Here is a 25,770-nt window from a genome sequence, read left to right as displayed (position 1 = left end):
AAACTTGAGAGCAAGTGCTTTATCCCGTATTCCGGCTATTTAACTCGCCTGAATTTGACTACACTAAAAATCGGGCTTACATTAACCCAATCGAGCCTGAGCGTGTCACCGTCAAACCGGTATTCATAGTCTAAACTAAACACATAACCGTCGGAGCGCCGGATGCCTATATGCAGCTGCGAGTCTATCCAGTACTTTCTTTTCAATGTGGTGTTATCCACGTAGTTGTGATCGATCACGACGGAATCCGGCAAAAATTCTCTGTAAGCCATAGGCGGATCGATAGGTCGCCGATGCTCACCGTTTCCTACATAGAACTCTTCCCATTTCCCAAGAATTTTCTCCTGGGGATCGATCTGATCTTTTTTGCAACCTATGACCAGCAAGAACAACAGAATCACCGGTTTTTTCACACGATTGGGCTCATATTCAGCTAATCTAACAGTTTCACGCTACTTAATTGATTCTAATTTAAAATTTTCCGATAAAAGCTTCCGAAGCACCGTCCTGGTTATTGTAGTATTACAACTTCTCAACTTGCTTTTCCTATCGTATTTTTCCTACATGACGTACTGTCGTTCAATAAGTATCAATTTAGTCAAATCGTAAACCAAAAGCTTCTTAAAGTTTCTCTGACACGGATCCTAGGCCAATTACCAAACAGGCTTGAGGCCATCTGTGCTGCGACCACTCCGCGGATGGTCTGCCCCTCCGTGAAAGGGACTCGGTATTATAGTCTGGTACGATTTTAAAATGATAGCACGCTCAAAAAAAGAGCTATGGAAACCACAAATGACTTTAAAAGCAACAACGCCACAGACAGCGGCAAGTGGGAACGTGACGGCAGGAATGCCAGTTTATGGAACCTCAATACCCATATGGTCAAACCAGGCGGCACACTTCCCTCCGGGGAAATTTACGATACACTCATCGTCGGTGCGGGCATCACAGGACTTACTACCGCACTCATCCTTCAAAAAGCAGGAAGAAAATGCATCGTCGCCGATGCGCATCACGCCGGTTTCGGCTCAACCGGCGGCACGACGGCCCACATCAACACCTTTGCCGATACCACCTTTGCCGAAGTTGAAAAAGCTTTCAGCGAAGAAACGGCAACCCTATTTGCCCGGGCGATCGCGCAATCGGTGGAAACTATCGATCAGTTTGTACATACTTACAACATCGATTGCGATTTTGAATGGCGTCGCGGCTTCGTGTATGCCGAAACCGACCAGGAAGTACAGGAGCTCGACGATTTGTATGAGAGCGCGCTAAGGGCCGGAGTCGCGGTTTCCCCGGCGAAAGCTGTCCCCACCAACGCAACTTATCGCAAGGCCGTTGTGTTCGAAAAACAAGCCCAATTTCATCCGCTCAAATACATCGGCGCGCTTCAGAAGGAGTTTGTGGCAGCTGGCGGAATTGTCCTGGAAAATACACAAATCCGGGAAGTCGATTCCACAGACACTTATCACGTCGCGATCGCGGATAACGTCGAAATTAAGGCACAAACGGTTATTTATGCTACGCACATTCCCCCGGGCGGGATTAATGTACTGCATTTCCGCAATGCGCCCTACCGCAGCTACGTCATCGCCGCCACTTTGAAAGACGGGGCGTATCCGAGGGATTTGCTGTACGATATGCAGGACCCGTACCATTATTTCAGGACCCACACCATCGACGGACAGCAATACCTTGTCGCAGGCGGTCACGATCACAAAACCGGCCATGGAGATCCGGAACAGTCGTTTGCAGACCTGATCGCTTACACCGGGAAGCTCTATAACATCGATACCGTTGCCACGCACTGGTCGGCACAATACTATGTTCCCGTGGACGGCCTGCCTTACATTGGGCACCTGCCCGGGGCATCAAAAGGCATTTACGCGGCTACCGGTTTCAATGGCAACGGGATGATATTAGGGACTGTCTCCGCGCTCTTACTGAGCGACCTGATCCTGCATGGTGAAAGTGCGTATAAAGACCTCTTTGATCCGGCAAGGATCAAACCTATCGCCGGATTCACCGAAGTAGTGAAGGAAAATGCGGATGTGGTCAAAAAGTTTATCGGCGACCGTTTCGGAATCGATGAGATCGGGACTTTTTCCGAAATCACTTCGGATACCGGCGCCGTTGTAGAGCATAATGGCCAAAAACTGGCAGTATACCGCGATATGGAAGGCGTGATCCATGCGCTGGATCCGGTGTGCACCCATGCCAAATGCATCGTTCAATGGAACCATGCGGAAAAGAGCTGGGATTGCCCATGCCACGGCGCACGCTTCGATTCCCAGGGGCATGTACTCACCGGCCCGGCAAGGGCCGATCTGGACAAAATCGACGTAGCGGTTTCAGAAGAGGAATAGAACTTGCAAGCGTGAAGCCGGACATTCACTATTGATCACCGGGACCAAAAAAAAACCGGCTGCGGAATCCGCAGCCGGTTTTCAACTCTATCAACCCATTATCATGCAGGAATTTTCCTTGGCTTTTCCCGCTCCCAAAAACGATGCTGTGCAAGGGCCACAATGAACCGGTCGGCCAGTTGTGAAGCCTTATCGCCAATGATGATACCGTCCAGCAGCACCGACTCGTCGGTACATTCGGCAGGAACCTTTCTGGCAAAATAGGTGGATTCGAACACCTGCAATGCAGCCGTATCTGCCGCAATAGCCTTGCAATGTTTGAAAGCCTCGTTCAGAAAATGAATCGCGTCGGCATCTGCTTCGATGGTAGCGACACTATTCGTACCCCCCGGAACATAGACGCCGTCATACAATACCGATGCGGCGGTGAGCAGGCTGTGATTTACCGCTATCTGCTCGTCCGATTCCGAAAGAATGAAATTTTGCCGCGGCGCGATCACTTCCACTATGGCACCAGCTTTTTCCAGCGCAGTCTTTACAGCGTTCAAAGATTTACCATCGACTCCGTCTGCCGCCAGAAATGCGATCTTACGCGTTTTAATGCTGTCCTTCGGACTGGAAGTCATACTTAAAGCGGGCGATATTGCCACAACCGGCTCCTTTACCACAGGATCGTAATCGGCCGGGTCGGCATCGGCGGGCACGCTCCTGTTCATCGGCAATTCGGGATCCTCCGGAACAGAGAGCCGCAGCGCAAAAGCTACCTCACCCGCAAGCCCCTTGTCGACCATCGACAACACGCCCAACATACGTTGCCGTACGGCATTGGATTGCACTTTGCCCAGCTCAAAACTGAATGCGTCGATCATGTGGTTTTTCTCGGGATCCGACTGACTGTTAAGAAAGAGTTTCGCCTGACTGAAATGATCCAGGAAACTCTTGCTGCGGGCCCGCACCTTGCGTGCATCGATCCGTTCAGGATGGGACGCGAATCCCCCTTCCGAAGTTTTTGCCTGAAGCGGAAAGTTATCTCCAATGCTGTTGGGACCATAACTGACCTTACCCCGGTTGATGGTCTGCCGCATATGACCATCACGCTGGTTGTTATGGACCGGCACGATGGGACGGTTGATCGGAATCTCCTGAAAATTGGGACCGCCCAGGCGAATCAACTGGGTATCGGTGTAAGAAAACAGGCGTCCCTGCAACAGAGGATCATTGGTAAAATCGATCCCCGGAACTACATGCCCTATATGAAATGCCGACTGCTCGGTTTCAGCAAAAAAGTTTTCAGGGTTGCGGTTCAGCGTGAGCTTACCCACCCGGCGCACCGGTACCAGCTCTTCGGGGATAATCTTGGTCGGATCCAGGAGATCGAAATCAAACTTGAATTCGTCTTCCTCCGGCACGATCTGCAAACCGAGTTCCCATTCCGGGAAATGTCCGCTTTCAATCGCATCCCAAAGGTCGCGACGGTGAAAATCGGGGTCTTTTCCCGAAATATTTTGGGCTTCATCCCAAGCCACCGAGTGCACTCCCAGCAACGGTTTCCAGTGGAACTTCACAAAAGAGCTGACGCCCTCGGCATTCACCAGGCGGAAGGTATGGACGCCGAAGCCTTCCATCATCCGATAGCTGCGCGGAATAGCGCGGTCACTCATCAACCACATGATCATATGTGTCGATTCCGGCATCACCGAGATAAAGTCCCAGAAGGTGTCATGAGCCGAGGCCGCCTGCGGGATTTCGTTATCCGGTTCCGGCTTGACGGCATGGACGAGGTCGGGAAATTTCATCGCGTCCTGAATAAAGAACACCGGCATGTTGTTCCCTACCAGGTCGAAATTCCCCTCCTGTGTATAAAACTTCACGGCAAATCCCCGGACATCGCGTGCCAGATCGGTGGAGCCTCGTGAGCCTGCTACCGTAGAAAAACGAACGAAAACCGGTGTTTCGATCGCTGTATCATTGAGAAACTGGGCCTTCGTGTATGCTGCTAGCGGTTCGTAGAGTTTGAATACGCCATGGGCACCCGAACCCCGGGCGTGTACGACGCGCTCGGGAATTCGTTCATGGTCAAAATGCGTGATCTTCTCGCGAAGGATAAAGTCTTCCAGTAACGAAGCCCCCCGGTCGCCCGCTTTCAGCGAATTCTGGTCATCATTGATTCTGACACCCGTGTTGGTGTTCATCAGCTTGCCCGAAGCATCTTCCATGAATGGTTCCAGGCTTTTTATCTTATCGTTTTCCGGCTGATCGGCCGCCGGATTTTGTTGTGCTTTCCTTTTCGCCATAGTGATGATGGTTTAATTGTTATGCTTCCCGGGAAGCCTGGGTAATAAGCTCATTAGAGGCGATTTCAGCCAGAAGCTGGTCGCTTTGCTGCTCTTCCTCGAGCGTTTGCCGGAAAATCGTTCCGGCTTCTGTCTGTCCCAGTGCCTCTGCGAGTAAAATGAGACCGGTGTAAGAGGCAATCTCATAGTGTTCGACCTTCTGCGAGGAAAGCACAATTCCCACATCACGGGTGGCGGTGCCTGCATTCGTACTTTCAATGACGCCCTCTCCTTCTTTCGTCAGGCCTTCCATGGCGTCACATTTTTTGGCGATCGCCTTTTCTCCCAACAGTTCGAAAACCTGGTCGAGGCGGTTTACGTGCTCCTTCGTCTGTACGAGATGCTTTTCAATCGCCTCGGCAAGTTTTTTGGAACCGGCGGCCTGAATCATTTTGGGCAGTGCCTTTACCAGATGATTTTCAGCCCAATAGATATCCCGCACACAATCCAGGAATAGCTCTTGCAATGCGGGCCCGGTTCCAACCACCTTGCCCGTCTTAAATTTTGGTTCTGAGTTTGTTTCTGCTTTCATAGAATGATAGTTCAAAATATGTGGGCGGAAAGCAATTCCCGTTCCAGCAGGACAAAACGGATTCTGCCGGGTAGGAACCCGCACGAAATGTTGATGTGTAGAAATTCATTGCCAAACTTCCTTTTAATGGCTTCATGATGTCAAAATGTTGATCAGGCCGGACACGCAGCAAAAATGATACCGGAAGACCAGGATCGCCCGCGTTACCTGGTATCCGGCATGTTCTGTTTTGCCAGTTACTGTAACCGGGGCGCATTCCCCTCGTGAATAGTACCTGGCACATATTTTTTCGGAGACGGGTCCGATTGACCAGTATATCTTCATCACCAAATTGGATTTCATGAAACCAGTCAGCAACATTATTATCTCTGGCCTCGCAGCTACATCTGCCATGACCCTGTTCAGCTACATCGTTTCCGACCGCCAGGACGAGAACTTCCGGGAACCGGATTTGCTCGCTGCTTTTCTTAAAAAATCCTTTGATACGGGTAAAGAAATCTCCCCGCCCCTGGGTTGGGCCACGCATTATCTTATCGGGACCGGCTTTGCGACGGGCTACACGCTGCTTCTCAGGCTTGCGGGCACGCGGCCATCATCGAAAAACGGTATTTTATATGGCGCATTGGCAGGAGCTACGGGGCTTGCCTGGTGGAAAGTGCTATTTGAAAATCATCCTAATCCTCCCAAAACCCACCGGAAGGGATTTTACGCCCAGCTGATCATAGCGCATCTGATATTCGGACTGACATTGTCCGCTTTTAAAAACAAGCCAAGATTATGACCCATTTACGCGCTGCTAACCGGTACTGCATTGCGGATCGCCTGAATACCGTACAGTCGCCATTCACACACACGGCCATTTCTTCGTGTCTTAATATTTAATCTGCGGTCCGTACCGCTGGCCCGGTTTTTGATGTACGAAGGCGCCGAAAAATCCAGGACTTCCGTGTGGGCGTCCGGATTGGTCAGGCCACGATCTGACAGCATTCATTGATCTTTTTGGAACAAAAAAATCAGGTATGAGTCACTATAAAAACGATGCGCCCAACATCAAAGTTGTCTACTATACCCATCCATTGTGTGCTGACAGCTGGGCTATGCAGCCCTGTTGGGCTCAGTTAATCCAAAATTTTGGCCAGTTACTAAGTTTCCACCTGTGCATGGCTGCCGCACCCACCGCTGAAAAGGACATGGCGGCTACGCCGGATACATTCGCCGCTAAGGGCACGCGTGATATCGCCACCCTGGCAGTGAAGGCGGCATCGCTGCAGTCGCAACGGGCCGCGGACCTCTACCTGGCAGCGCTCCGAAAAGCAGCCATGGCCGATCATCGGGACATTTCAGAAATGGATGTTCTGGTGGCGGTTGCCCGTGAAGTCAGCAAACACCATAGGAGTATATTCAATTTACATCAGTTTGGAAAAGATTTCGATTCGCGGGCAAGTCGCCATGCACTCAGTGAAGACCAGCAGAAGATTCGGTTGAATGGAATCCGTGTAATTCCAACGCTGACATTCACGCTCGACGGCAAAGGCATCAAAGTGACGGGCATTAGCAGCTACGAACGGCTGACAGGCGTCCTGGAAAGACTTTCACCCGATGCATTCCATCACTTCAGGCTCCCGGGCGTTTCTTTTCATGCCGACTTGAAGAACGGTATGGAGCTCGACGGTGCGGCCAATCAATGAACGTCCTGCGCTGACCTTCTGCCGGGCTCGCGATCGCTGCAAGTCAATCGGCATGGATATTGTCGGACTTTCTTCTTACTAACCTCACAATCAATAATGAATGCGTCTAAAACTATTTTTCTTGTGGATGATGACGAGGACGACCGTATGCTCATGCGGCATGCACTTATCAAAGGGATCAGCCCGATCAAGGTTGTTGATGTGGCGCGCGGGGATGAACTATTGCCTGTTTTAGATCACACGCCCGAGGGGCCGAAACTGGTCCTGATGGACATGAATATGCCGCGGATCAATGGATTGGAAATGCTTGCCAGGCTTAAAGACGACATGCGGTACAAGCATATACCGGTCGTCATGATCTCGACGACGACAACCCAGGCGCTGATCACCCAGGCCTACGACCTGGGTGCGAATGCCTTCATTGTCAAACCGGTTTCGCTCGAAGAGTATGAGCAGGTCTCCCATGGAATAGGATTGTGTTTTTTGAATAACTATCGATATGCACCCACCAGGCCGGTATCGGAGATGTCCACGAGCAAAACGATCATCATTGTGGAAAACGACGATGGCCATTGGTATCTTTTAAAGACAGCGCTTAGAAACAGCTCGATGAAATACAATGTGGTCAGGATAAATAACAAGGAAAGAGCCCTGGCTTTTGCTGATAATGAGCTGGCAGGATTTCATCCGGCCGTCGATATGATTTTGATAGATCCGTACCTTCCGCACCGGGATGACGGATTACAGCTGCTTTCAGGTATGCGCAATTCGATGCATGCCCAGCATCTCAGAAACATACCCATTGTGATTTTCACCTATTCGGATAATACCGAGGGCATCGACGAATACTACAGGCACCGGGCCAACTCCCACCTTGTTAAACCTCCGGATATGACCGGATGGCGTTTCTATTTTGAAAATCTGCTCGAATTCTGGTCGAAAATGATCATGAACACCAGCGCTGTAACACAACTGTCTTTTCTTGGGCTGTTAATGCAGTAACGTTTCCGTGTTGTACCGGTTCCGGTACTCGACCGGTGTCAGACCGGTAATCCGTTTAAAAATCGTTCTGAAAGTCTTCAGGTCATTATAGCCGACATCATAGGTTACGGAGGCAATGTTTGATTCACCCGCTTCCAATGATTTTTTGGCAGCCTCGACCTTGATTCGCTGAATATATTCTATCGGATTCAGCGAAGTGGCGCTTTTGAACCGGCGGATAAAATTCCGTTTGCTCATATTCACCTCTGCGGCGATCTGGTCTACCGAAATGTCAGCCTTGAACTCATTTTCGATATAGGATTGCGCCCGGTGAATTTCGTCATCATGGTGACGGCGCTGGCCGGAGAATATCGTGAAAATGCTTTGAGAAGTTCGCCCATAATCCAGGGCATAGTATTTACTCAGAATGATGGCTGTCGCCTTCCCGCAGTTTTTTTCGATGAAGTACAGCAGGGCATTTAACGCCGAAAAGCCCCCACCGCCCGTAATGATCGCCTCTGCCTGGGTCACCACCTGTTCGGGCCTGAAATTGACCAGCGGATATCTTTTTCGCATATCGTCGATAACTCCCCAATGCGACGTAGCAGGCATTCCATTTAACAAGCCGCATTCGGCGACAAAGTAGGCCCCGGTACAAAGGCTGATAATCTGAGCCTTACGATGGTATTTCTCTGCCAGCCAATGGATCAGCGTTTCGTTTTTCGACAGCAGTTTTTCAATGTTCTCCCCCTCCGTGTTCATGGGAGGTACGACGACAATGTCCGTATCAAAAACATCCGAGAGGGTTTTATTGCAATGAAATTGAACCGGAAGACTTAGCTGCACATCGTTCAGATGAACGCCGACGAGATCGATCTGAAACGGAGCAGGTTTGCCGCCTTTTGTCACTGCCTCGTTTGCTCCGACCAACAATGCCACCGTGCTGGACAACGCGGTCAAAAGCACATCTTCATACACGACTATCGAAATGTGTTTCATAGGTAGTTGTTTACCGTCGTATTCAAACTTACTATAAAGATGGCACAAAATACACCTTTGAATGTCATTTTACCACACCGATCGTCTTCAGGTGGCCCTGTAATTTTGCTCTACGAACTAAATAACAAATTGACTATGAAGACGATTTTTGATGAAGCAACAAGAAACGAGCTGGTCGGAAGAATCCGGTCGCTGAGCAAAAGTAACCGTGCGCAATGGGGCAAAATGAATGTCTACCAAATGGCAAAGCATTGTACCATCTGGGATGATTGGGTGTTGGGTACCCATAAGCCCAGGTATAAGCAGGAATTCCTCGGGTTGATTTTTGGTAAAATGGCTTTAAGGAGTTTCGTAAAAGATGAGAGACCACTTAAGAAAAATGTGCCTTCGGGCCGGGCTTTCATCGTCAGCGAACCCGACGGCGATCTGGAAGCTCAAAAGAAGATCTGGATTGAGCGCGTTGCGGCCTACGCGCATTTCTCGAACGATGATTTCATTCACGATTTCTTCGGGAGAATGACCAAAGAGGAAATCGGGATACTTGCCTACAAACACGCAGACCACCATTTACGGCAATTTTGCGTTCCCGCCCCCGTCAATGACCCCGACCAGAACATGCTTGCCACGGCCTACCCGCGGTGATGAGCGCCGTGGAGGTAAGCTCTGACAATGAAATAATTTCGCTACCGCTTAATAACTATTTCTACATTTCCTCCATCTAAGCAGGTAAAGGCAAAGGCTTGTTTGCTTCCTCCTCAAACAACCTTGCCACCATGAATAAAGCAAACGACAGAGAAAAAATAGAAAAACTTCGGCTCATCGTTCAGAAAGCGGAAAACTCCGGGAATCTTGATATGATGGCCTCCATCCTCGCCGATGACATCACGGTCATCGCTCCCGCCTCGCCGGTAATCACCTCCAAATCCGGCGGTGTGGATTTTCTGAGATCCTGGTTTGACGCCTTTACCATTCAAATTTCCTATGAATCTCAGGACATCGAGATCCGGGAAAACCTAGCTTACGAATGGGCCATTTATCATCAGCTTACCACCGACAAAAAAACAGGTAACAAAGCCGCGGAAACGGGCAGGATATTGTGGATTTATAAGAAATACAACGAAGACTGGCTGCAACATTTCATCATCTGGAATACCGCGGCTTAAAAAAATCTTATCCTCACAGCAAATAAAAGCATCATGTCCTATCTACATGCTCCCAGACTCGTTTTTACCGGAGATTTCCTGTCCGATGTCAGCACAGTAAACAACGACACGGCCCATTACAACAATGCGACTTTCAAACCCAACTTCCAGGAACCTGGCAAAGGAGCCACAAATGGCTGGTGGAACCCCGAAGGAGGTGCAGTTTTCGACTTTCAAAACTGTTCGGTCAGGCAGATTTTCCTTCCCGACGGTACTACGCAGACCGATCCGGCGAACGACATCATCATCGGACAGACTATCTCAGGTACTGAGGGGCGTCCCACCGGCAAGATGGTCGACCTGGATCCCGACGCCCAAATGGTTTCTGCATTATGGTGCGTCCAGCTGCGGATCTGCAATGCCCACGGTGATCTGCTTTTCAAGGGCGATATCGCCACGACCTGCTTCCGCGACATCCAGTTCCGGCAGCTCGACGGCGGAAAAAGCAACGGCCAGCCTTTGGGCGCCACCTGGACCTCGGTGATTACAAACGTCGTATGGGGTAAACTGGCGGAGCAATCGGCTTTCCTGAAACTGCTGCGGGCAACTACACAGAACAATACATTAGCCCTTAATCTGAACCCGTTCGGCTACTATTATGCCCATCATGACGGCAGGTTTTCGCTGGGCAGGATTATGGGATCGATAGGCCCCTATTTTGAGGGGGAACCTACCACTTTTGCGGGCGCCCGCCGGTTATACGGCATTAATTATACACCCAGCATCCAATCCACCTATTTCAGTGTTTCCAATTTTCTGGTGGAACAGGACAAAAAGCGGGTGAGCGTCGATTTGGGCTCCAGTTTTCCGGTTTCCGACTCCATCGGCACGATCAACTACAAACAGGAATTGCTTCTGGCAGTAAGCAAGGTGCCGCAGACCGGCGTAGCGAGCAGTACTGCGCCCGTTACTTATATTACGCCGGACGATTTTATCGAGATCGGTGCGTTGCATTATCAGTCTGACCCGGGCTGGCTGAACCAGACTGGCGGGATCGTCTCCTTCAACGAGTTACCCGACACCACATTATCGGCATTGGATAACAACCAGTTAATCCTCATCACGCCGTCCGCCAGCAAACCGGGGCAATATGCCATTATCGCGCGCGAGTCTATCGATGGGCTGTTCGTGAGAGCGGATAATTTTGTGCAGCGACTGGACTACGGCCAATCGGTCAATGTAGACCTCTATGCATTCCAATGGGGTAAACCACTGGCCAACACCGCTATTTCCATTACCCTGGACCCTCCCACCCCCGACACCCCCCAGGGCCCGCCACCGAACGGAAACCCGATCTCCGAAGTTTATGGAAACAACTATCCGGCCGACGGTATCGCTTTTGGAAGTCCCGCGACGACGGATTCTCAGGGCAGATTACAAATGTCGCTGACCGGCAATGCCATTTACAGTCCAAGGGTTTACATCGACGGCCAGATTTACAGCTTCACCTACCAGCTCAGCACCGTGGATGGTGCCTTCGGAACTGAAACCGTGCTGGTTCACCTGCGGGATTATTTCGAGGAAATCGCCCATCCCGTCTGGGAAGATATTTCACAGATGATGATCCAGTACAGCAACCTCTATCCGATCATGAGCAAGTATGTGGTTAACCTCGCCGACCCGGCCGACCTGATCCTGAAAAAGAACATCCTGATCTTCGCGTTTTCGCGCCCCATGGAGGACACCATGCACATGCCCGTCACGCGCGATTTGTCCGATACGAAGCGTAAAACCATTCTGAACTGGCTCCATAACCCTCAGACCGGTCAAAAAAGCGTAGTCAAAGTGCAGGCCAAACAAGCCAAAGCCGACAATCCGGTAGCCACGGGTACAGTGCTTTCCGAGAAGCAAATCAGGTACAGAGAGGCTGTAAAGGCCAAAAACGGATCATTCCCCGGTTTTCCAAAGACCGACAATTTGTTTGACAATCTGTGATTTACGGTTAAAATATCCCTGCAATGCTAAAAATAGATTCAAAATATATTGCAAAGGCGCTGACAGCCAGTGCCATCGAAGAGCTCTATCCGCTGCTTCAGAAAGCCATTGAACTGGAACATTCCACGATCCCGCCCTACCTGACGGCTATGTTTTCGATCAAACCCGGCACCAACCAGGAGGACCGTCAGATCATTCATTCGATCGTAATCGAGGAAATGCTGCATATGACCATCGCCTCTAATATCCTGAATGCATTAGGTGGGCACCCAAAGATCAATACCAGCGATTTTGTACCCGAATATCCCGGTCCGCTGCCGATGGGCATTGGTAACGGGCTGATCGTCGGGCTTGAAAAATACTCGAAGGAGGTGGTAAAAAAAGTATTTATGGAAATCGAGGAACCCGAAAATCCGCTGGTTTTCAAATCGATGAGCCTTGCAGCGCTGCCCACATTCAGCACGATCGGCCAGTTTTACCTCGCGGTGCAACAAAAAATAGAGGAGCTGGCACCAGACAACCTGCCGGGAGAAAAAAGTAAGCAGGTCACGTCATCCTTTTTCCCGACCGACCAGCTTTTCCCGATCTACACCAAGCGGCACGCCGTCGACGCAATCAATATCATTATCGAGCAAGGCGAGGGCACTTCCACTTCTCCATTGGACCAGGAAGGCGAACTGGCGCATTACTATCGGTTTGAGGAACTATACAAAGGGAAAAAACTTATCCGGGACGACACCGCGCCAAACGGCTATTCGTTTTCAGGACCCGCGATTCCTTTCAGTCCGGAAGATGTGTTCCCGTTGTTTCCCAACACCAAAACCAGCATGCTTCCCAAAGGCAGTGAGGAATTGAACCGGATGAACCAGTTTAATACCAGCTACTATTCGCTGCTGACGGGACTGCACAATACATTTAACGGACAACCGGGATTGCTCGACAACACGATCGGTGTCATGTACGACCTGAAACTGACCGCGGAGAAATTGTGCGCAACGCCATTCCCGGGAAAATCGGGTTACACCATTGGACCGTCATTTGAATTCATTAAGCTACCGGGAAGTTAAAAATATATTGCCCTCCCGGTAACATTCATCTGCCGGCATAGTTACCAGGCCCGGGTCCCCGCTGCCTGGTGACTATGCCGGCATTGCCTTACCAGGCAACTTTGATGTGAACTAATCCTCATTACCCATCCCGACACGCCAGTTTCGAAGACTAAACTTCGCCCCGGATAACCACTCTCAAAATCGAAATCCCTGTTCTTGTTTCCTGTCGCCGCACATTCCGCAAGGCGAGGCGCACATGTGCCCTTGTGTTGCATACGCGGGTTCAATGTCGTCGCGCCTTAGCTGCAAAACCGGCGGCAATGATTTGGATCTATTGTAAATCCAAATTATCTTTGTTGCTAAGATATTTATCAACTAAGATATAACAATGGACAACGACATACTCAAAAGGATCCGGAAATTAAGCCAGCACTACGCATACACCTCCATTCAGATGCACGAAACCATTGCCAGAAAGGCGGGACTGTCAGGAACCGACCATAAGTACCTGGGATTTTTAATTGAAAAAGGGCAAATGACGGCAGGAGAGCTATCAACTCTGACCGGCCTGACGACCGGTGCGGTTACGGGTTTAATTGACAGATTCGAAAAGAAAAACCTCGTGAAGAGGCGATTCGCCGAGAACGACAGAAGGAAGGTGATCATCGAACCCAATACCGAAAACATAATGACTCTTTTTGTCCCGCTTTATGAAGAATTCCGAAGTAAGTCAGAAAAACTGATCGCTTCATTTTCGGACGCGGAAAGCAAAGTCATCGAAACCTATTTTCTAAAAGCGATTGAAATAATGAATGAGACTACGCATCAAATCAACAACAAATTGTAAAAGGGAGCTATGAGCGAATACATTCTGGATTTTCAGGACATTGACGGGACAAAGCTTGCGACCGTCGGAGGCAAAGGCGCCAACCTGGGGGAGCTATCCGGCATTGCCGGTGTACAAGTGCCCGAAGGCTTTTGCATTATTACGGACGCATACCAGGACATTACCGGAAATAACGAAGCTTTTCATGCATTACTGGGTCAGTTGGCCACGCTCAAAGCGGATAACCGGAAAGGCATTAGCGAAACCAGTGCAAAAATCCGGAAAGTGATCGAGGAAATAGCCATTCCAAAAAGCATCAGCGACGAAGTTTCGCGGCATCTGGAGCAACTTGGTGAAAGGAATGCTTATGCGGTACGCTCCAGCGCGACGGCAGAGGACTTGCCCACAGCCTCTTTTGCAGGGCAGCAAGACACTTATCTGAACATCACCGGCACAAAAGATATCCTCAGGCATATCAGCAGGTGCTGGGCGTCGCTCTTTACAGACAGGGCCGTAACCTACCGGTTGCAAAACGGATTTGACCATCAAAAGGTCAGCTTGTCTGTCGTGATTCAGAAAATGATCTTTCCGGACGTAGCCGGGATCATGTTTACAGCTGACCCGGTTACCTCCAACAGAAAGGTACTGTCCATTGACGCCAGCTTCGGACTGGGTGAGGCTTTGGTTTCCGGCCTGGTGAATGCGGATAACTATCAAGTGCGTGATGAAAAGGTGATCGCTAAAAAGGTTTCTGCCAAGCAACTTGCTGTGTATGCCGCAAAGGGCGGCGGTACGGAAGAACAGCAGATCGAGCCGGAACGGCAGAACAGGCAGGCGCTGGCAGACGAACAGATTTTACAGCTTGCACGCCTGGGCCGGGAGATCGAAGCACATTTCGGCACTCCGCAGGACATCGAGTGGTGTTGGTCTGAGGGCACATTTTACATTGTCCAGAGTCGGCCCATTACTACTTTATACCCCGTCCCTGCAACAGACGATCAGGAAAATCACGTGTATATATCAGTCGGTCATCAACAAATGATGACCGACGCCATGAAGCCGTTGGGATTGTCTTTTTTCCTGTTAACAACACCAGCGCTCATGCGAACTGCCGGCGGTAGGCTGTTTGTTGATGTTACGCCAATGCTGGCCTCACCTGCCGGCAGGGACACTTTGGTAAATGTGTTGGGAAAATCCGATCCGATCATAAAAGGCGCACTTACCACCATTCTGGAACGCGGAGATTTCGTAAAGTTGTTACCCGAAGGTCAAAAAGGATCAGGTCCCGGCAAAAATGACAAAGCCGGCTCGCCCCCGAATTATCAGGCACTGAACGATTACGATCCGGCGATCGTCTCCCATTTGATCAGGACCAGCCAAAAATCGCTGGAAGCGTTAAAACAAGACATCCAGACGAAATCGGGAACGGATCTGTTCGATTTTATCCTGGACCATATTCAGCAATCGAAGAAGGAAAATGCTGATTCGCAAAGTTTTGAAGTGATCATGACTGGTATGAATGCTGCCTCCTGGATCAATGAAAACATGAGCGAATGGCTGGGTGAGAAAAATGCGGCAGACATTCTCGCTCAATCCGTGCCCAACAATATTACTTCGGAAATGGGCCTTGGGTTATTGAATGTGGCGGATGTGATTCGTCCTTATCCCGAAGTAATTGAATATCTACAACGGAGCAGCCTTCCGCAGACAAAAAATGATCACTTTTTGGATGAAATGGTTCAATTTAACGGTGGAAAGGAAACCCGCGACGCCATCCATGCTTACCTAAAAAAATATGGAATGCGATGTGGCGGTGAAATCGATATCACCAAAACCCGGTGGAGCGAAAAACCGGTTACGCTGGTCCCCATGATTCTTAACAACATCAAAGGCTTTGAACCCAATGCTGCCAGTCAGAGGTTTGAGCGGGGACGACAGGAAGCTTTGAAAAAAGAACGGGAGTTATTAGATCGGTTGAAGCAATTGCCGGACGGTGAAGAAAAAGCGAAAGAAACAAAACGAATGATCGATCTGGTCCGGAATTTCAGCGGTTATCGTGAATATCCAAAATACGGCATTGTGAATCGCTACTTCGTCTACAAGCAAGCTTTGTTGAAAGAGGCTGCACAATTGGTACAAAAGGGTGTTATTGGTGAAAAGGAAGATATTTACTATCTCACGTTTGAAGAGCTCCGCGAAGTCGTGGGCACCAGTAAAGTGGATGACCAGATCATCAGCAAACGAAAAGAAGAGTTCAGGTCATATGAAAAACTAACTCCTCCCCGTGTATTTACCTCGGATGGCGAAGTCATCACAGGTAAGTATAACCGGGAAAATCTTCCAGCCGGAGCGATAGTCGGTCTGGCCGTCTCTTCCGGCGTGATAGAGGGACGGGCTCGGGTCATCTTAAACATGGAAGATGCCTTCGTGGATACGACTAATCTGGAAGAGGGCGATATACTAGTCACCGCCTTTACCGACCCGAGCTGGACACCCTTGTTTGTATCTGTAAAAGGCCTGATCACCGAAGTGGGCGGACTTATGACCCATGGGGCAGTTATCGCACGTGAATATGGCTTGCCGGCAGTCGTCGGAGTGGAGAATGCGACCAGGCTCATCAGAGACGGACAGAGAATCCGGGTGAATGGAACCGACGGATACGTGGAAATACTATAAATTGAGATGTTTTTGTATGCCAAGATACGGCTACTATGCATAGAAGGATTTACACCGTAAAACAAATAAACATGAAAGCACTGATCATCGGAGCGACGGGTGCCACGGGAAAAGACCTTGTGCAAGCCCTGCTGCAAGACCCGGCCTACACAGAAGTTATCGCCTTCGTGCGCCGGCCCGGCGACGTGCAGCATCCCAAGCTATCCGAACTGGTTATTGATTTTGATAAAATGGATGATGCCTCGGCGTCCATCAAAGGAGATGTCTGGTTCTCGTGCCTGGGCACCACCCTAAAAACAGCTGGTTCCAAAAACAACCAATGGCATATCGATTATGAGATTCCGGCCCGATTTGCGGACATTGCCAAAAAGAACGGAGTGCCAAGGGCTGTCCTGGTTTCTTCTTATGGTGCCTCTGCCAACAGTCATGTGTTTTATTCCAAAATGAAAGGCCAGCTGGAAGATCATATCGCCGGACTCGCATTTGAACAATACATCATTTTTAAACCGGGCATGTTGCTTCGGAAAAATACAGACCGGCTGGGGGAAAGGATAATAGGCGGCGTGTTGAATTTTCTGAACGGATGGGGCATACTAAAAAAGTACCGGCCACTGTCCACGTCGACGCTTGCCGATAAACTGGCCAAGGCACCAAAAATCCTGTCGCCCGGAATGCACGTCATAGCGCTTGACGCCATTTTCGGATTTTAAGCAGCGATGTTGCGAACTTTACTTTCAATCCGGTGAGCCGGGATTTGAATATGGGGTTATTAAATAGTCGGTAAGCTTTCGATATCCGACTATTTAACAACCCCATCAATTTTCTGAAAATGCCCTTCTATTTTTTGTAAATGCGGTAGAGCCTGCCCTGATCGGTCACCGCATATAAGGCGCCGTCTTTGCCTTCGGTAATGTCGCGGAAACGTTGGCCTTCCCCGGCAAGAAGCCGCTCCTCGCCTACTACTTTATTGTTTTCGATCACTAATCTTGCGATGTGCATACTGCTCAATCCGCTGATGAACAGGTTGTTTTTCCATTCCGGAATGCTGTCACTGCTGTAAAACGTAATACCGCTTGGAGACAGCACGGGATCCCAGTAGTAAACAGGCTGCTCCATTCCTTCTTTTACCTGGATTGAATCACCAATTTTTTTACCGCTGTATTCGATACCATATGTAATAGTCGGCCAGCCGTAATTCTTGCCCGGCTCGATGCGGTTCAACTCATCGCCGCCCCGCGGCCCGAACTCAACCTCCCACAGATCACCGGTAACCGGATGAAATGCAAGTCCCTGCACATTCCGGTGCCCGTAGGAATACAGTTCCGGCCTGGCACCCGCCTTACCCTCAAACGGGTTGCCCGCGACAGGTTTGCCTTCTTTGGTAATTCGGATCACTTTTCCCAAACTGGAATTCAAATGCTGTGCCTGCGGTCTGGTAATGGTGTCCGAACGCTCTCCGGTGCTGATCACCAAGTTATTATTTTTGTCAAACAAAATACGTCCTCCATAGTGAAGATTGCTGGCAAAGGCCGGAGTAGCGCGATAAATGACCGTAGCACCTTCGATTTTCTTTTCGTCCGCCGAAAGCTTACCCTTGGCTACCGCCGTCAGGTTACCGTCCGGACGAGCTTCCGAAAATACCCAGTAAACCATTCTGTTTTGTTCAAAATCCGGGTCGACGCGGATGCCCAGCAAGCCGCCCTGTCCTTCGGAATTAACGGCGGGAATTCCCGTGATGGACGCGCTCACTACGCCTGCGGTGGTTGCAATGCGCATAGTACCTGCTTTTTCCGTGATGATGAGCCGCCCATCCGGCAGGTTTGTAATGCCCCAGGGATTTTTCAGGTCGCTGGTTAGGACTTTACCTTCATAGGCAGTGGCCGACTTGACACCACCGATTCTCGTCTGCCCCGCAAATGCAGGTTTATAATCTGAATTAGCCTTTTGGGTTTCGACGGGAGCGCTTGTACTGTCGGCCTGCGCAGTATCGGAAGTTTCCGCCGGCTTTTTTTGACAGGACGCAAGAGCAAAAGTAGCTCCGGCCAGGATCAGCAAAATACTTTTAGTCATGATTTTTAAGGTTAATGGATTTTCAAATAAGACGTTGTTACCTGCAATTTCACAACATATCCGCTGTTACAACCGCAAGGATTGATTTTAAGATCAAAAATAAATGAATATAATTGGATATAGCACCCCGGCCAAAAGGAGTTTCAGGGGCAAACATCGCCTGTCGCAGTCTGTAATTGTCCCCGTTTTAAATTTTCAGTCGTCAAGGGAAAAAACGAAACGATGGAAAATTTATTCAGCACTTTTCACCTCAAGTCACTAAACACCAGAAACCGGTTTGTGATGTCGCCTATGACCCGCTCTTTTTCATCCGGCGGAATCCCGTCACCCGATGTGGCAGACTACTACGAACGAAGAGCCGCAGCGGAAGTAGGCCTTATCATATCCGAAGGCACCGCCATCCGGAGGCCCGCCGCGGTGAATGACCCTAACGTTCCTCATTTTTACGGAGACCGGGCTTTATCGGGATGGAAACAGGTGATCGGCCAGGTACGAGGCAAAGGCGGGCAGATGGCCCCGCAGCTTTGGCATGCCGGCATCCAGGATAACCACGACACCGGCTGGCTGCCTGACGCCCCATTTGAGGGCCCCTCCATGGCGGCAAACGGGATCGCTATGGATGAACTCGCCATTGCCGACGCTATTGCAGCTTATGCCCAGTCGGCCAGCGCGGCAAAAGCGCTTGGATTCAATGCTGTGGAAATCCAGGGAGCGCACGGGTATCTCATCGATCAGTTTTTCTGGCACTATACCAACACCCGTTCCGATATTTTCGGGGGAGCTTCGCTGGCCGAAAGAAGCAGATTTGCAATAGAGGTCATCAAAGCGACGCGTAAAGCGATCGGCGACGATTTTGCATTAATATTCCGTATCTCGCAATGGCGGTTTGCCGAAACGAAATGTAAACTGGCGAACACACCACAAGAGCTGGAAGCATGGTTGACGCCTCTGGCCGATGCCGGCGTCGACATTTTTCATTGTTCCAGCCGCCGTTTCTTTGAGCCGGAATTTGACGGTTCTGATCTGAATTTTGCCGGATGGGCTAAAAAATTGACCGGCAAGGCTACTATCACCGTCGGCTCAGTGGGGTTGGACAAAGACGTATCGACCTTATTTTCCGGCCAAAAGGCAAATCCCGCCCCGCTGGACGAGCTCCTGCGCAGACTGGACAATAACGAATTTGACCTGGTGGCCGTGGGAAGAGCCTTGTTATCAGATCCGCACTGGGTTCAGAAAATAAGGGAGAACCGGGCAAGCGAGCTGGAAACTGTCGGCATGGATGCACTGGGCAAATTAGTCTGAACCACTTCTCAGGCGATCAATGCCTTAACAACCTTGCCATGAACGTCCGTCAGCCGATAACGTCGTCCCTGATGTTTAAAAACAAGCTTTTCGTGATCCAGGCCGAAAAGATGTAAAAGTGTTGCCTGAAAATCATGCACATGCACGCCGTCTTTCACGACGTTGTAGCTAAACTCGTCTGTTTCTCCGTAGACCTGGCCGGTTTTCACACCGCCCCCGGCCATCCACATGGAGAAACAGCCGGGGTGATGATCGCGGCCATAGTTGTCGGCTGTGAGTTTTCCCTGCGAAAAACTTGTACGGCCGAACTCCCCGCCCCACACCACCAGTGTATCTTCCAGCAATCCGCGCTGCTTCAGGTCCCTGACCAACGCCGCCGAAGCCTGATCGACATCCCTGGCCTGTTTGGCGATATTTTTAGGCAAATCACCATGTTGATCCCACCCCATATGGTACAATTGAATGAATTTCACATCCCTTTCCGCCATACGGCGGGCCAGCAGACAGTTTGCTGCGAAAGTGCCCGGCTTACGGGCATCTTCCCCGTACATTTCATAAATATAGTCCGGCTCCCCGGAGGTATCCACGGCATCCGGCACGGAGGTCTGCATTTTATAGGCCATCTCGTACTGGCTTATCTTCGACTGGATATCCGGATCGCCCCAAAGCGTATACTGGTGTTCGTTAAGCTCTTTGATACGATCCAATGCGCGCCGTCTGTCTTCCTTGTGCACACCGTACGGGTTTTGCAGATAGAGTACCGGATCTTTCCCTGCCCTGAGCTGAACACCCTGGTGGTGGGATGCCAGAAATCCATTTGCCCACGCCGCGGTACTCAGCGGCTGATCGCTCACTCCCTTGGAAATCAACACCATAAAATGGGGCAGATTTTGATTGTCGGATCCCAGCCCATAGCTCAGCCACGACCCTATGGAAGGCCGGCCACTTTGCTGCGAACCGGTTTGTACGAACATCACGGCCGGCTCGTGGTTAATGGCTTCCGTGTACATGGACCGGACAATGCACAACTCATCGACGATCCCGGCAGTGTAGGGAAAAAGCTCGCTTACCCACGCCCCGGATTGACCATACTGCCTGAAATCGTAGATCGATTTCACTAGCGGAAAAGTTGACTGCCCGGCCACCATTCCCGAGTTCCGCTGCGTTCCCCTAACCGAATCAGGGATCTCCTGACCGTGCCATTTAGCCAGTGCCGGCTTATAGTCAAACGTTTCGAGCTGAGACGGCCCCCCACTTTGAAACAGATAAATGATCCTTTTGGCTTTCGGGGCAAAGTGGGTTCCACGGATAAATGCTGTGGCCTCCGACTCCCCATGCTCTTCCTGGCGGCGTCGTTGTGCAGGCGACGTTCCGGCCTGCAAAATGCTCGACAACGCGATAGAGCCGAATCCGAGTCCCGCTTTGGTGAGGAAATCCCGGCGGTTGAGTTGTGTTAATATCTTTTTCAGATCTTCCATATCGACATTCATTTACGGGTGTGGCCCTCATCGGTGTTCATGAGGGCGTTCGCAACTGTTCCCAGTGCTGCAATTTCTTCCGGCTTCAGCGTCTCATCCCATTTCAATTCCCCTGTGCTGAGGTATTCAAGCGCTTGCACGGGTTTGGCACGGAAACGGCTTAATTCGTCGGCGTAAAACCTGCCCAGTATCTGCCGCTCGGTCGCATCGGGCCGACGTCCCGTGACAAGTCTGAATACCTGGTCCACGGCCTTCGTTGCATCTCCCTTCTTTTCATGCAAAACGCGCTGCGCCAGCATCCGCGCAGCCTCTATGTACTGCGGGTCGTTGAGCATCACCAATGCCTGCAGGGGCGTATTGGTCGAGCGCCGCTTGACCGTGCACTCCCCACGCTCCGGCGCATCAAAAATGAGCATGGATGGCGGTGGCGAAGTCCGCTTCCAGACGGTGTAGAGGCTCCTCCGGTACAGCCCTTCTCCAGGCTCCTGGGCATACCGGTACCGCCATATTTTATCACTGAGCTCATCCCAGAGCCCCGCCGGTTGGTACGGATAAACACTCTTCCCTCCCACCTTATTCACCAAAAGACCGCTGATAGCAAGCGAATTGTCCCTGATCATTTCGGCTGTAAAGCGGAACCGGGCACCTCTGGCGAGCAGCATATTTTCGGGGTCCTTTTCAAGCAGTTCAGGCGTTGATTTTGAGGTTTGCCTATACGTTGCCGAAAGCATGATCATTTTGTGCAGCCGCTTGATATTCCAACCCGAATTCACAAAATCCACGGCAAGCCAATCGAGTAACTGAGGATGCGAAGGCAGATTTCCCTGATTACCGAAGTCTGCCGAAGAACGTACGATCCCGTGGCCGAAATGCATTTGCCAGATGCGGTTCACAAATACCCTTGCGGTAAGGGGATTGTTTTTGTCGAAAAGCCAGCGAGCCAGTCCCAGCCGATTTTGAGGAAATTTCCCTTCGAAAGGCAGCACGGATTCCAATGCACCCGGCGTAACCTTCTTGCCCGGCGCATTGTAAACGCCCCGCGTCAGAAGGTAGGTGGGCCGCGGGCGGGGCAAATCTCCCATTACCATCAGTTCCGGAATGCTGTTGATCAATTGATTCTGCTCCTCCCTTTTGATTTTCAGGCTATCGCGCAATGCTTTACGCCGCGCATTGAAGTTCGCCAGATAAAAGTCCTTCATCATGGCAACGCCATCGGTATCCGTGCTTTTGAACGTTTCAGCGGCCTTCCGGGCGTCGTGGCTGTACAAAACTTCGAGTGCGGTCAGCTCTTTGTCAAAGATTTTTAATTCATCTATTCCTCCGTCTTTGAATGGAATCAGCAGATTACGCTGACCTAACATAAAACCCTGAAAACCATAGGTATGAATATCCTTTTCATATAAAATCCCTTTATAAAGGTTATCATAATCCGCTATCACCGGTGCTGCCCGGCCATTCACATAAATCTTCGCTCCGGATGCCTTACTGGACCCGTCGTAGGTCACGGTGATGTGTGTCCATTTTTTCGTCGGAACGGCTGCAATGGTGCTCACCTGAATCGAATTCTGAGGATAGGAATGAGCGATGATAAACTGTAATTTATTATGGGCAAGGCGCAAAGAATAACCTTTATAGCCCAACCGAATGTCTTCACAATGATAAAATATGCCTGCATCGGGATAAACCGTATTGGGATTAATCCACAGCTCAACCGAGAAGGGTTCTGTCCTTTCGTGCCATCCTATTTTGTTTCCAAGCTTGATTGAATTATAATCCGAAACAAAATAGGCATTACCTTTTACACCCGGCTTTAAAATAATCTCATTGCATTGGGCGGGCTGCCCCTTGTTGATCACGTTCGGTGTGATGCGCTTATCGCCAGCCGTCGCCCTCGATTCATCAAAAGGATAATGCGCCACCATGCCATCCCTCATCTGTTTTTCTATCAGTTTTTCGGACAGCTTTCCGGCATTCATCCATTTTTTGAACTTGTCCTCCGAATCCGCTTTATGATTGGTAAACTGATTATTCAAATCTGCTATTTGCCGGTCAAAAAAACGTAAGAGTCGCTCATTTTCCCGACCGGTGAGCAGCATGGCCGGGCCGGGTGTCTGGTCCGGACCGTAAACCGGGCTTCCGATTTCGTCGGTACTATTGAAGAGCCCGAACATTTTGTAGTAAGCCTCCTGACTGATGGGGTCATACTTATGGTCATGACAGCGTGCGCACTGAACAGACAACCCGAGTATGCCCTGCCCCAGCGTCTGCACCCGGTCGGCATTGTATTCGACCCGGTATTCTTCAAAAACGATTCCCGCCTCAGAACTTTTCTTGTGCAGCCGGTTGAAAGCGGTGGCCAGAATGCTCTCCTTCGTCCGGTCCGGCAGCAGATCACCGGCAAGTTGCATGGTAATGAACTTGTCATAGGGCACATTGCGGTTGAAGGCGCCGATCACCCAGTCGCGCCACGGCGAAAGATCGCGGTGCTTGTCGTCCAGATAACCATCGCTATCCGCATAACGTGACACGTCCATCCATTCACTCGCCATTCGTTCTCCATAGGCCGGCGATCTCAACAGGCGGTCGATCACTTTTTCATAAGCCCCAGGCGACCGGTCGGCTACAAATGCATCTATCTCAGCGAGCGTCGGTGGTAAGCCCGCCAGATCGAAACTTGCCCGGCGGATCAGATCTTCACGGCTTGCCTCACCCGAGGGAACCAGGTTTTCTTTTTCCAGCCTTTCAAGAATGAAATGATCGATCGGTAATTTAGCCCATCCCGTCAGTTTGGGTGTCGGAATTTCCAGCTTTTCCGGTTTAATGAACGACCAATGCGGCTTATATTTTGCGCCTTGCTCGATCCACCGTGTCAGCACAGCTATCTCCTTCACCGACAGTTTGAGATTGGAAGCCGGAGGCGGCATTTTCAGCTCAGGGTCCTGTGCGACGAGCCTGGTATAAACTTCACTCGCGGCCAGATCGCCCGGAACGATAGCATGCCGCCCAGCCGTCTTTTTCAATGCTTTGTAAGCTCCTTCCTCCGTATCGAGCCGCAGGCCCCCCTTTTGCTTTTTTGCATCGGGGCCGTGGCATGCAAAGCATTTATCCGAAAGGATGGGCTTCACGTCGTAATTAAAGTCCAGCTCTTCCGGTACATCTTTCAACGCCAACTCCACCTCCGCGGGCTTTTCAACGCCGCAACCTGCAAGCAGAGCCAGGGACAGGTATGCCACGACGGAGGCCTTCCGGCAATTCGAAAAAGTAAGCTTCTTCATTGGCGACTTCATGGATTTATCGTCATCACGTATCAATCAAAAGCTCAAAATGATTCCGGGTGTAACACTTTTAAACTAAAAGCGCATTTGACCTGATTCTTAGTCATTGATTACCACTAAAATTTTCGATTTGATATGCGTGCGAATAACCGGGACTGCCTGACGGTCAGCAACAGCTAACCTGAATATTACCGGTTACCTTTTGATTACTGCCCCGGTACGGATGCAAATGGGAGATAATTTTACCGAATCAATGATTTACTCGCATTTAACATACTGATGATGCATCACCAAAAATCACCACTCAAAATACACATCCTCGTCGGCAGTACACGACAAGGACGCTATGCTGACAAGCCTGCCCAATGGATTTTAAATGAATTTCAGCAACTCGAAGATGTGGAAGCAGAACTCGTGGATCTCCGCGACTATCCGCTGCCTTTTTTCGATTCACCTGCCTCTCCTATGTTTGCAAACGGGCAGTATGCGGATGAAGCGGTCAGGCGGTGGTCGGAGAAAGTGAAGGAGGCCGACGGATTTGTGATGATCTCACCGGAATACAACCACAGCTTCACAGCTGTGCTCAAAAATGCCATCGACCACCTGTATCCGGAATGGAATTATAAACCTGTGGGATTCCTGAGCTATGGCGGCGCAGGAGGAGCGCGGTCGGTGGAGCAAATGCGGCTGGTGGCGATTGAGTTGCAGATGATTCCCATCAAAAGCGCCATTCACATCCCCGCCGACACTTATTTATCGACAATGCAGTTAGACCCGGAAGCGGCCGCCGGTGTTTTCACCAAGTCGCTGCGCCATGGCTACCGCGACGTGGTAGCACTATTCACAAGCGAGATGATATTTGTCACTCAGAGGACCGCTGCGTTGCGAAGCGCGGGCGTACCCCTCTGAAATCCGGCGGTCGGTTTCCAGGCATTTTTTTGCTTTTCGAAACGGCCCCTCCGCGGAACAGTAATCGCCAGCCCGGCAGAAACCAGACTGGCGATCGCTCAATCAGCAATGTCGCCTTGCCAGTGCCAAGCAAAACTTTGCGGTGCGGC

At 50.5% G+C, this 25,770-nt stretch carries 21 protein-coding genes; 13 read left to right on the top strand and 8 right to left on the bottom strand.

Annotation, left to right across the window (positions count from 1 at the left end):
- Positions 1-35: 35 nt before the first annotated feature.
- Complete coding sequence (locus BP71_RS29360) at positions 36-413, bottom strand: hypothetical protein (protein ID WP_496385172.1); 378 nt, start codon at positions 411-413, stop codon at positions 36-38.
- Positions 414-779: 366 nt separating this feature from the next.
- On the opposite strand from BP71_RS29360, the gene BP71_RS29355 reads away from it, so the two are divergent.
- Positions 780-2,366 carry an FAD-dependent oxidoreductase gene (locus BP71_RS29355; RefSeq protein ID WP_496385171.1) on the top strand — a complete coding sequence of 529 codons (1,587 nt, stop codon included), beginning with the start codon at positions 780-782 and terminating at the stop codon, positions 2,364-2,366.
- A 101-nt stretch (positions 2,367-2,467) separates the two neighbouring features.
- On the opposite strand, the gene BP71_RS29350 is transcribed toward BP71_RS29355, so the two are convergent.
- Positions 2,468-4,660, bottom strand: coding sequence for a catalase (locus tag BP71_RS29350; protein WP_496385170.1), 2,193 nt, complete (start codon positions 4,658-4,660; stop codon positions 2,468-2,470).
- Between the two features lie 19 nt (positions 4,661-4,679).
- On the bottom strand, positions 4,680-5,231 hold the full coding sequence (locus BP71_RS29345; RefSeq protein WP_496385169.1) for a YciE/YciF ferroxidase family protein: 552 nt from the start codon (positions 5,229-5,231) through the stop codon (positions 4,680-4,682).
- 340 nt (positions 5,232-5,571) lie between these two features.
- Here BP71_RS29345 and BP71_RS29340 point away from each other — a divergent pair, with 340 nt between their 5' ends.
- Positions 5,572-6,012, top strand: a complete 441-nt coding sequence (locus BP71_RS29340) for a hypothetical protein (RefSeq protein ID WP_496385167.1) — start codon at positions 5,572-5,574, stop codon at positions 6,010-6,012.
- 5 nt (positions 6,013-6,017) lie between these two features.
- Here BP71_RS29340 and BP71_RS29335 read toward each other — a convergent pair whose 3' ends face one another.
- Complete coding sequence (locus tag BP71_RS29335; RefSeq protein WP_496385166.1) at positions 6,018-6,218, bottom strand: hypothetical protein; 201 nt, start codon at positions 6,216-6,218, stop codon at positions 6,018-6,020.
- A gap of 32 nt (positions 6,219-6,250) precedes the next feature.
- Here BP71_RS29335 and BP71_RS29330 point away from each other — a divergent pair, with 32 nt between their 5' ends.
- Both BP71_RS29330 and BP71_RS29325 read left to right on the top strand, forming a co-directional pair.
- The gene (locus BP71_RS29330) at positions 6,251-6,919 is read left to right on the top strand and encodes a DsbA family oxidoreductase (RefSeq protein WP_496385165.1); all 669 of its coding nucleotides are present in this window, start codon (positions 6,251-6,253) and stop codon (positions 6,917-6,919) included.
- A 96-nt stretch (positions 6,920-7,015) separates the two neighbouring features.
- On the top strand, positions 7,016-7,921 hold the full coding sequence (locus tag BP71_RS29325; protein ID WP_496385164.1) for a response regulator: 906 nt from the start codon (positions 7,016-7,018) through the stop codon (positions 7,919-7,921).
- On the opposite strand, the gene BP71_RS29320 is transcribed toward BP71_RS29325, so the two are convergent.
- Positions 7,910-8,899 (bottom strand): GlxA family transcriptional regulator, encoded by a 990-nt coding sequence (locus BP71_RS29320; protein ID WP_496385163.1) that lies wholly within the window; start codon positions 8,897-8,899, stop codon positions 7,910-7,912. The two genes, BP71_RS29325 and BP71_RS29320, sit on opposite strands and share 12 nt — an antisense overlap.
- Before the next feature lie 135 nt (positions 8,900-9,034).
- Between BP71_RS29320 and BP71_RS29315 the strand changes: the two genes are divergently transcribed.
- The 7 genes from BP71_RS29315 (at position 9,035) to BP71_RS29285 (ending at position 17,297) form a co-directional block, all read left to right on the top strand.
- Entirely contained in the window at positions 9,035-9,541 is a 507-nt protein-coding gene (locus BP71_RS29315) for a DUF1569 domain-containing protein (RefSeq protein WP_496385162.1), read from the top strand.
- Between the two features lie 131 nt (positions 9,542-9,672).
- A complete protein-coding gene (locus tag BP71_RS29310) occupies positions 9,673-10,062 on the top strand; it encodes a YybH family protein (protein ID WP_496385161.1) in 390 nt (129 codons plus the stop codon).
- Positions 10,063-10,095: 33 nt separating this feature from the next.
- Positions 10,096-12,036: a hypothetical protein gene (locus BP71_RS29305; protein WP_496385160.1), complete on the top strand. Its 1,941-nt coding sequence runs from the start codon at positions 10,096-10,098 to the stop codon at positions 12,034-12,036.
- A 23-nt stretch (positions 12,037-12,059) separates the two neighbouring features.
- Positions 12,060-13,103, top strand: coding sequence for a ferritin-like domain-containing protein (locus tag BP71_RS29300; RefSeq protein ID WP_496385159.1), 1,044 nt, complete (start codon positions 12,060-12,062; stop codon positions 13,101-13,103).
- Positions 13,104-13,473: 370 nt separating this feature from the next.
- Positions 13,474-13,932, top strand: a complete 459-nt coding sequence (locus BP71_RS29295) for a MarR family winged helix-turn-helix transcriptional regulator (RefSeq protein ID WP_496385158.1) — start codon at positions 13,474-13,476, stop codon at positions 13,930-13,932.
- 9 nt (positions 13,933-13,941) lie between these two features.
- Complete coding sequence (ppsA, locus tag BP71_RS29290) at positions 13,942-16,587, top strand: phosphoenolpyruvate synthase (protein WP_496385157.1); 2,646 nt, start codon at positions 13,942-13,944, stop codon at positions 16,585-16,587.
- Between the two features lie 71 nt (positions 16,588-16,658).
- Entirely contained in the window at positions 16,659-17,297 is a 639-nt protein-coding gene (locus BP71_RS29285) for an NAD(P)H-binding protein (RefSeq protein ID WP_496385156.1), read from the top strand.
- A gap of 127 nt (positions 17,298-17,424) precedes the next feature.
- Here BP71_RS29285 and BP71_RS29280 read toward each other — a convergent pair whose 3' ends face one another.
- The gene (locus BP71_RS29280; RefSeq protein ID WP_496385154.1) at positions 17,425-18,657 is read right to left on the bottom strand and encodes a PQQ-dependent sugar dehydrogenase; all 1,233 of its coding nucleotides are present in this window, start codon (positions 18,655-18,657) and stop codon (positions 17,425-17,427) included.
- 222 nt (positions 18,658-18,879) lie between these two features.
- Here BP71_RS29280 and BP71_RS29275 point away from each other — a divergent pair, with 222 nt between their 5' ends.
- A complete protein-coding gene (locus tag BP71_RS29275) occupies positions 18,880-19,959 on the top strand; it encodes an NADH:flavin oxidoreductase (RefSeq protein ID WP_496385153.1) in 1,080 nt (359 codons plus the stop codon).
- 8 nt (positions 19,960-19,967) lie between these two features.
- Here the strand turns inward: BP71_RS29275 and BP71_RS29270 are convergent, their stop codons facing one another.
- Both BP71_RS29270 and BP71_RS29265 read right to left on the bottom strand, forming a co-directional pair.
- Positions 19,968-21,437, bottom strand: a complete 1,470-nt coding sequence (locus BP71_RS29270) for a DUF1501 domain-containing protein (RefSeq protein ID WP_496385152.1) — start codon at positions 21,435-21,437, stop codon at positions 19,968-19,970.
- A gap of 8 nt (positions 21,438-21,445) precedes the next feature.
- Positions 21,446-24,712: a DUF1553 domain-containing protein gene (locus BP71_RS29265; protein WP_496385151.1), complete on the bottom strand. Its 3,267-nt coding sequence runs from the start codon at positions 24,710-24,712 to the stop codon at positions 21,446-21,448.
- 282 nt (positions 24,713-24,994) lie between these two features.
- Here BP71_RS29265 and BP71_RS29260 point away from each other — a divergent pair, with 282 nt between their 5' ends.
- Positions 24,995-25,621: an NADPH-dependent FMN reductase gene (locus BP71_RS29260; protein WP_496385150.1), complete on the top strand. Its 627-nt coding sequence runs from the start codon at positions 24,995-24,997 to the stop codon at positions 25,619-25,621.
- Positions 25,622-25,770: the final 149 nt, after the last annotated feature.

The organism is Dyadobacter ginsengisoli DSM 21015 (genome assembly GCF_059568735.1).
Note: the sequence above shows the minus strand (reverse complement) of the source record. Positions and strands in the feature narration are given on the sequence as shown.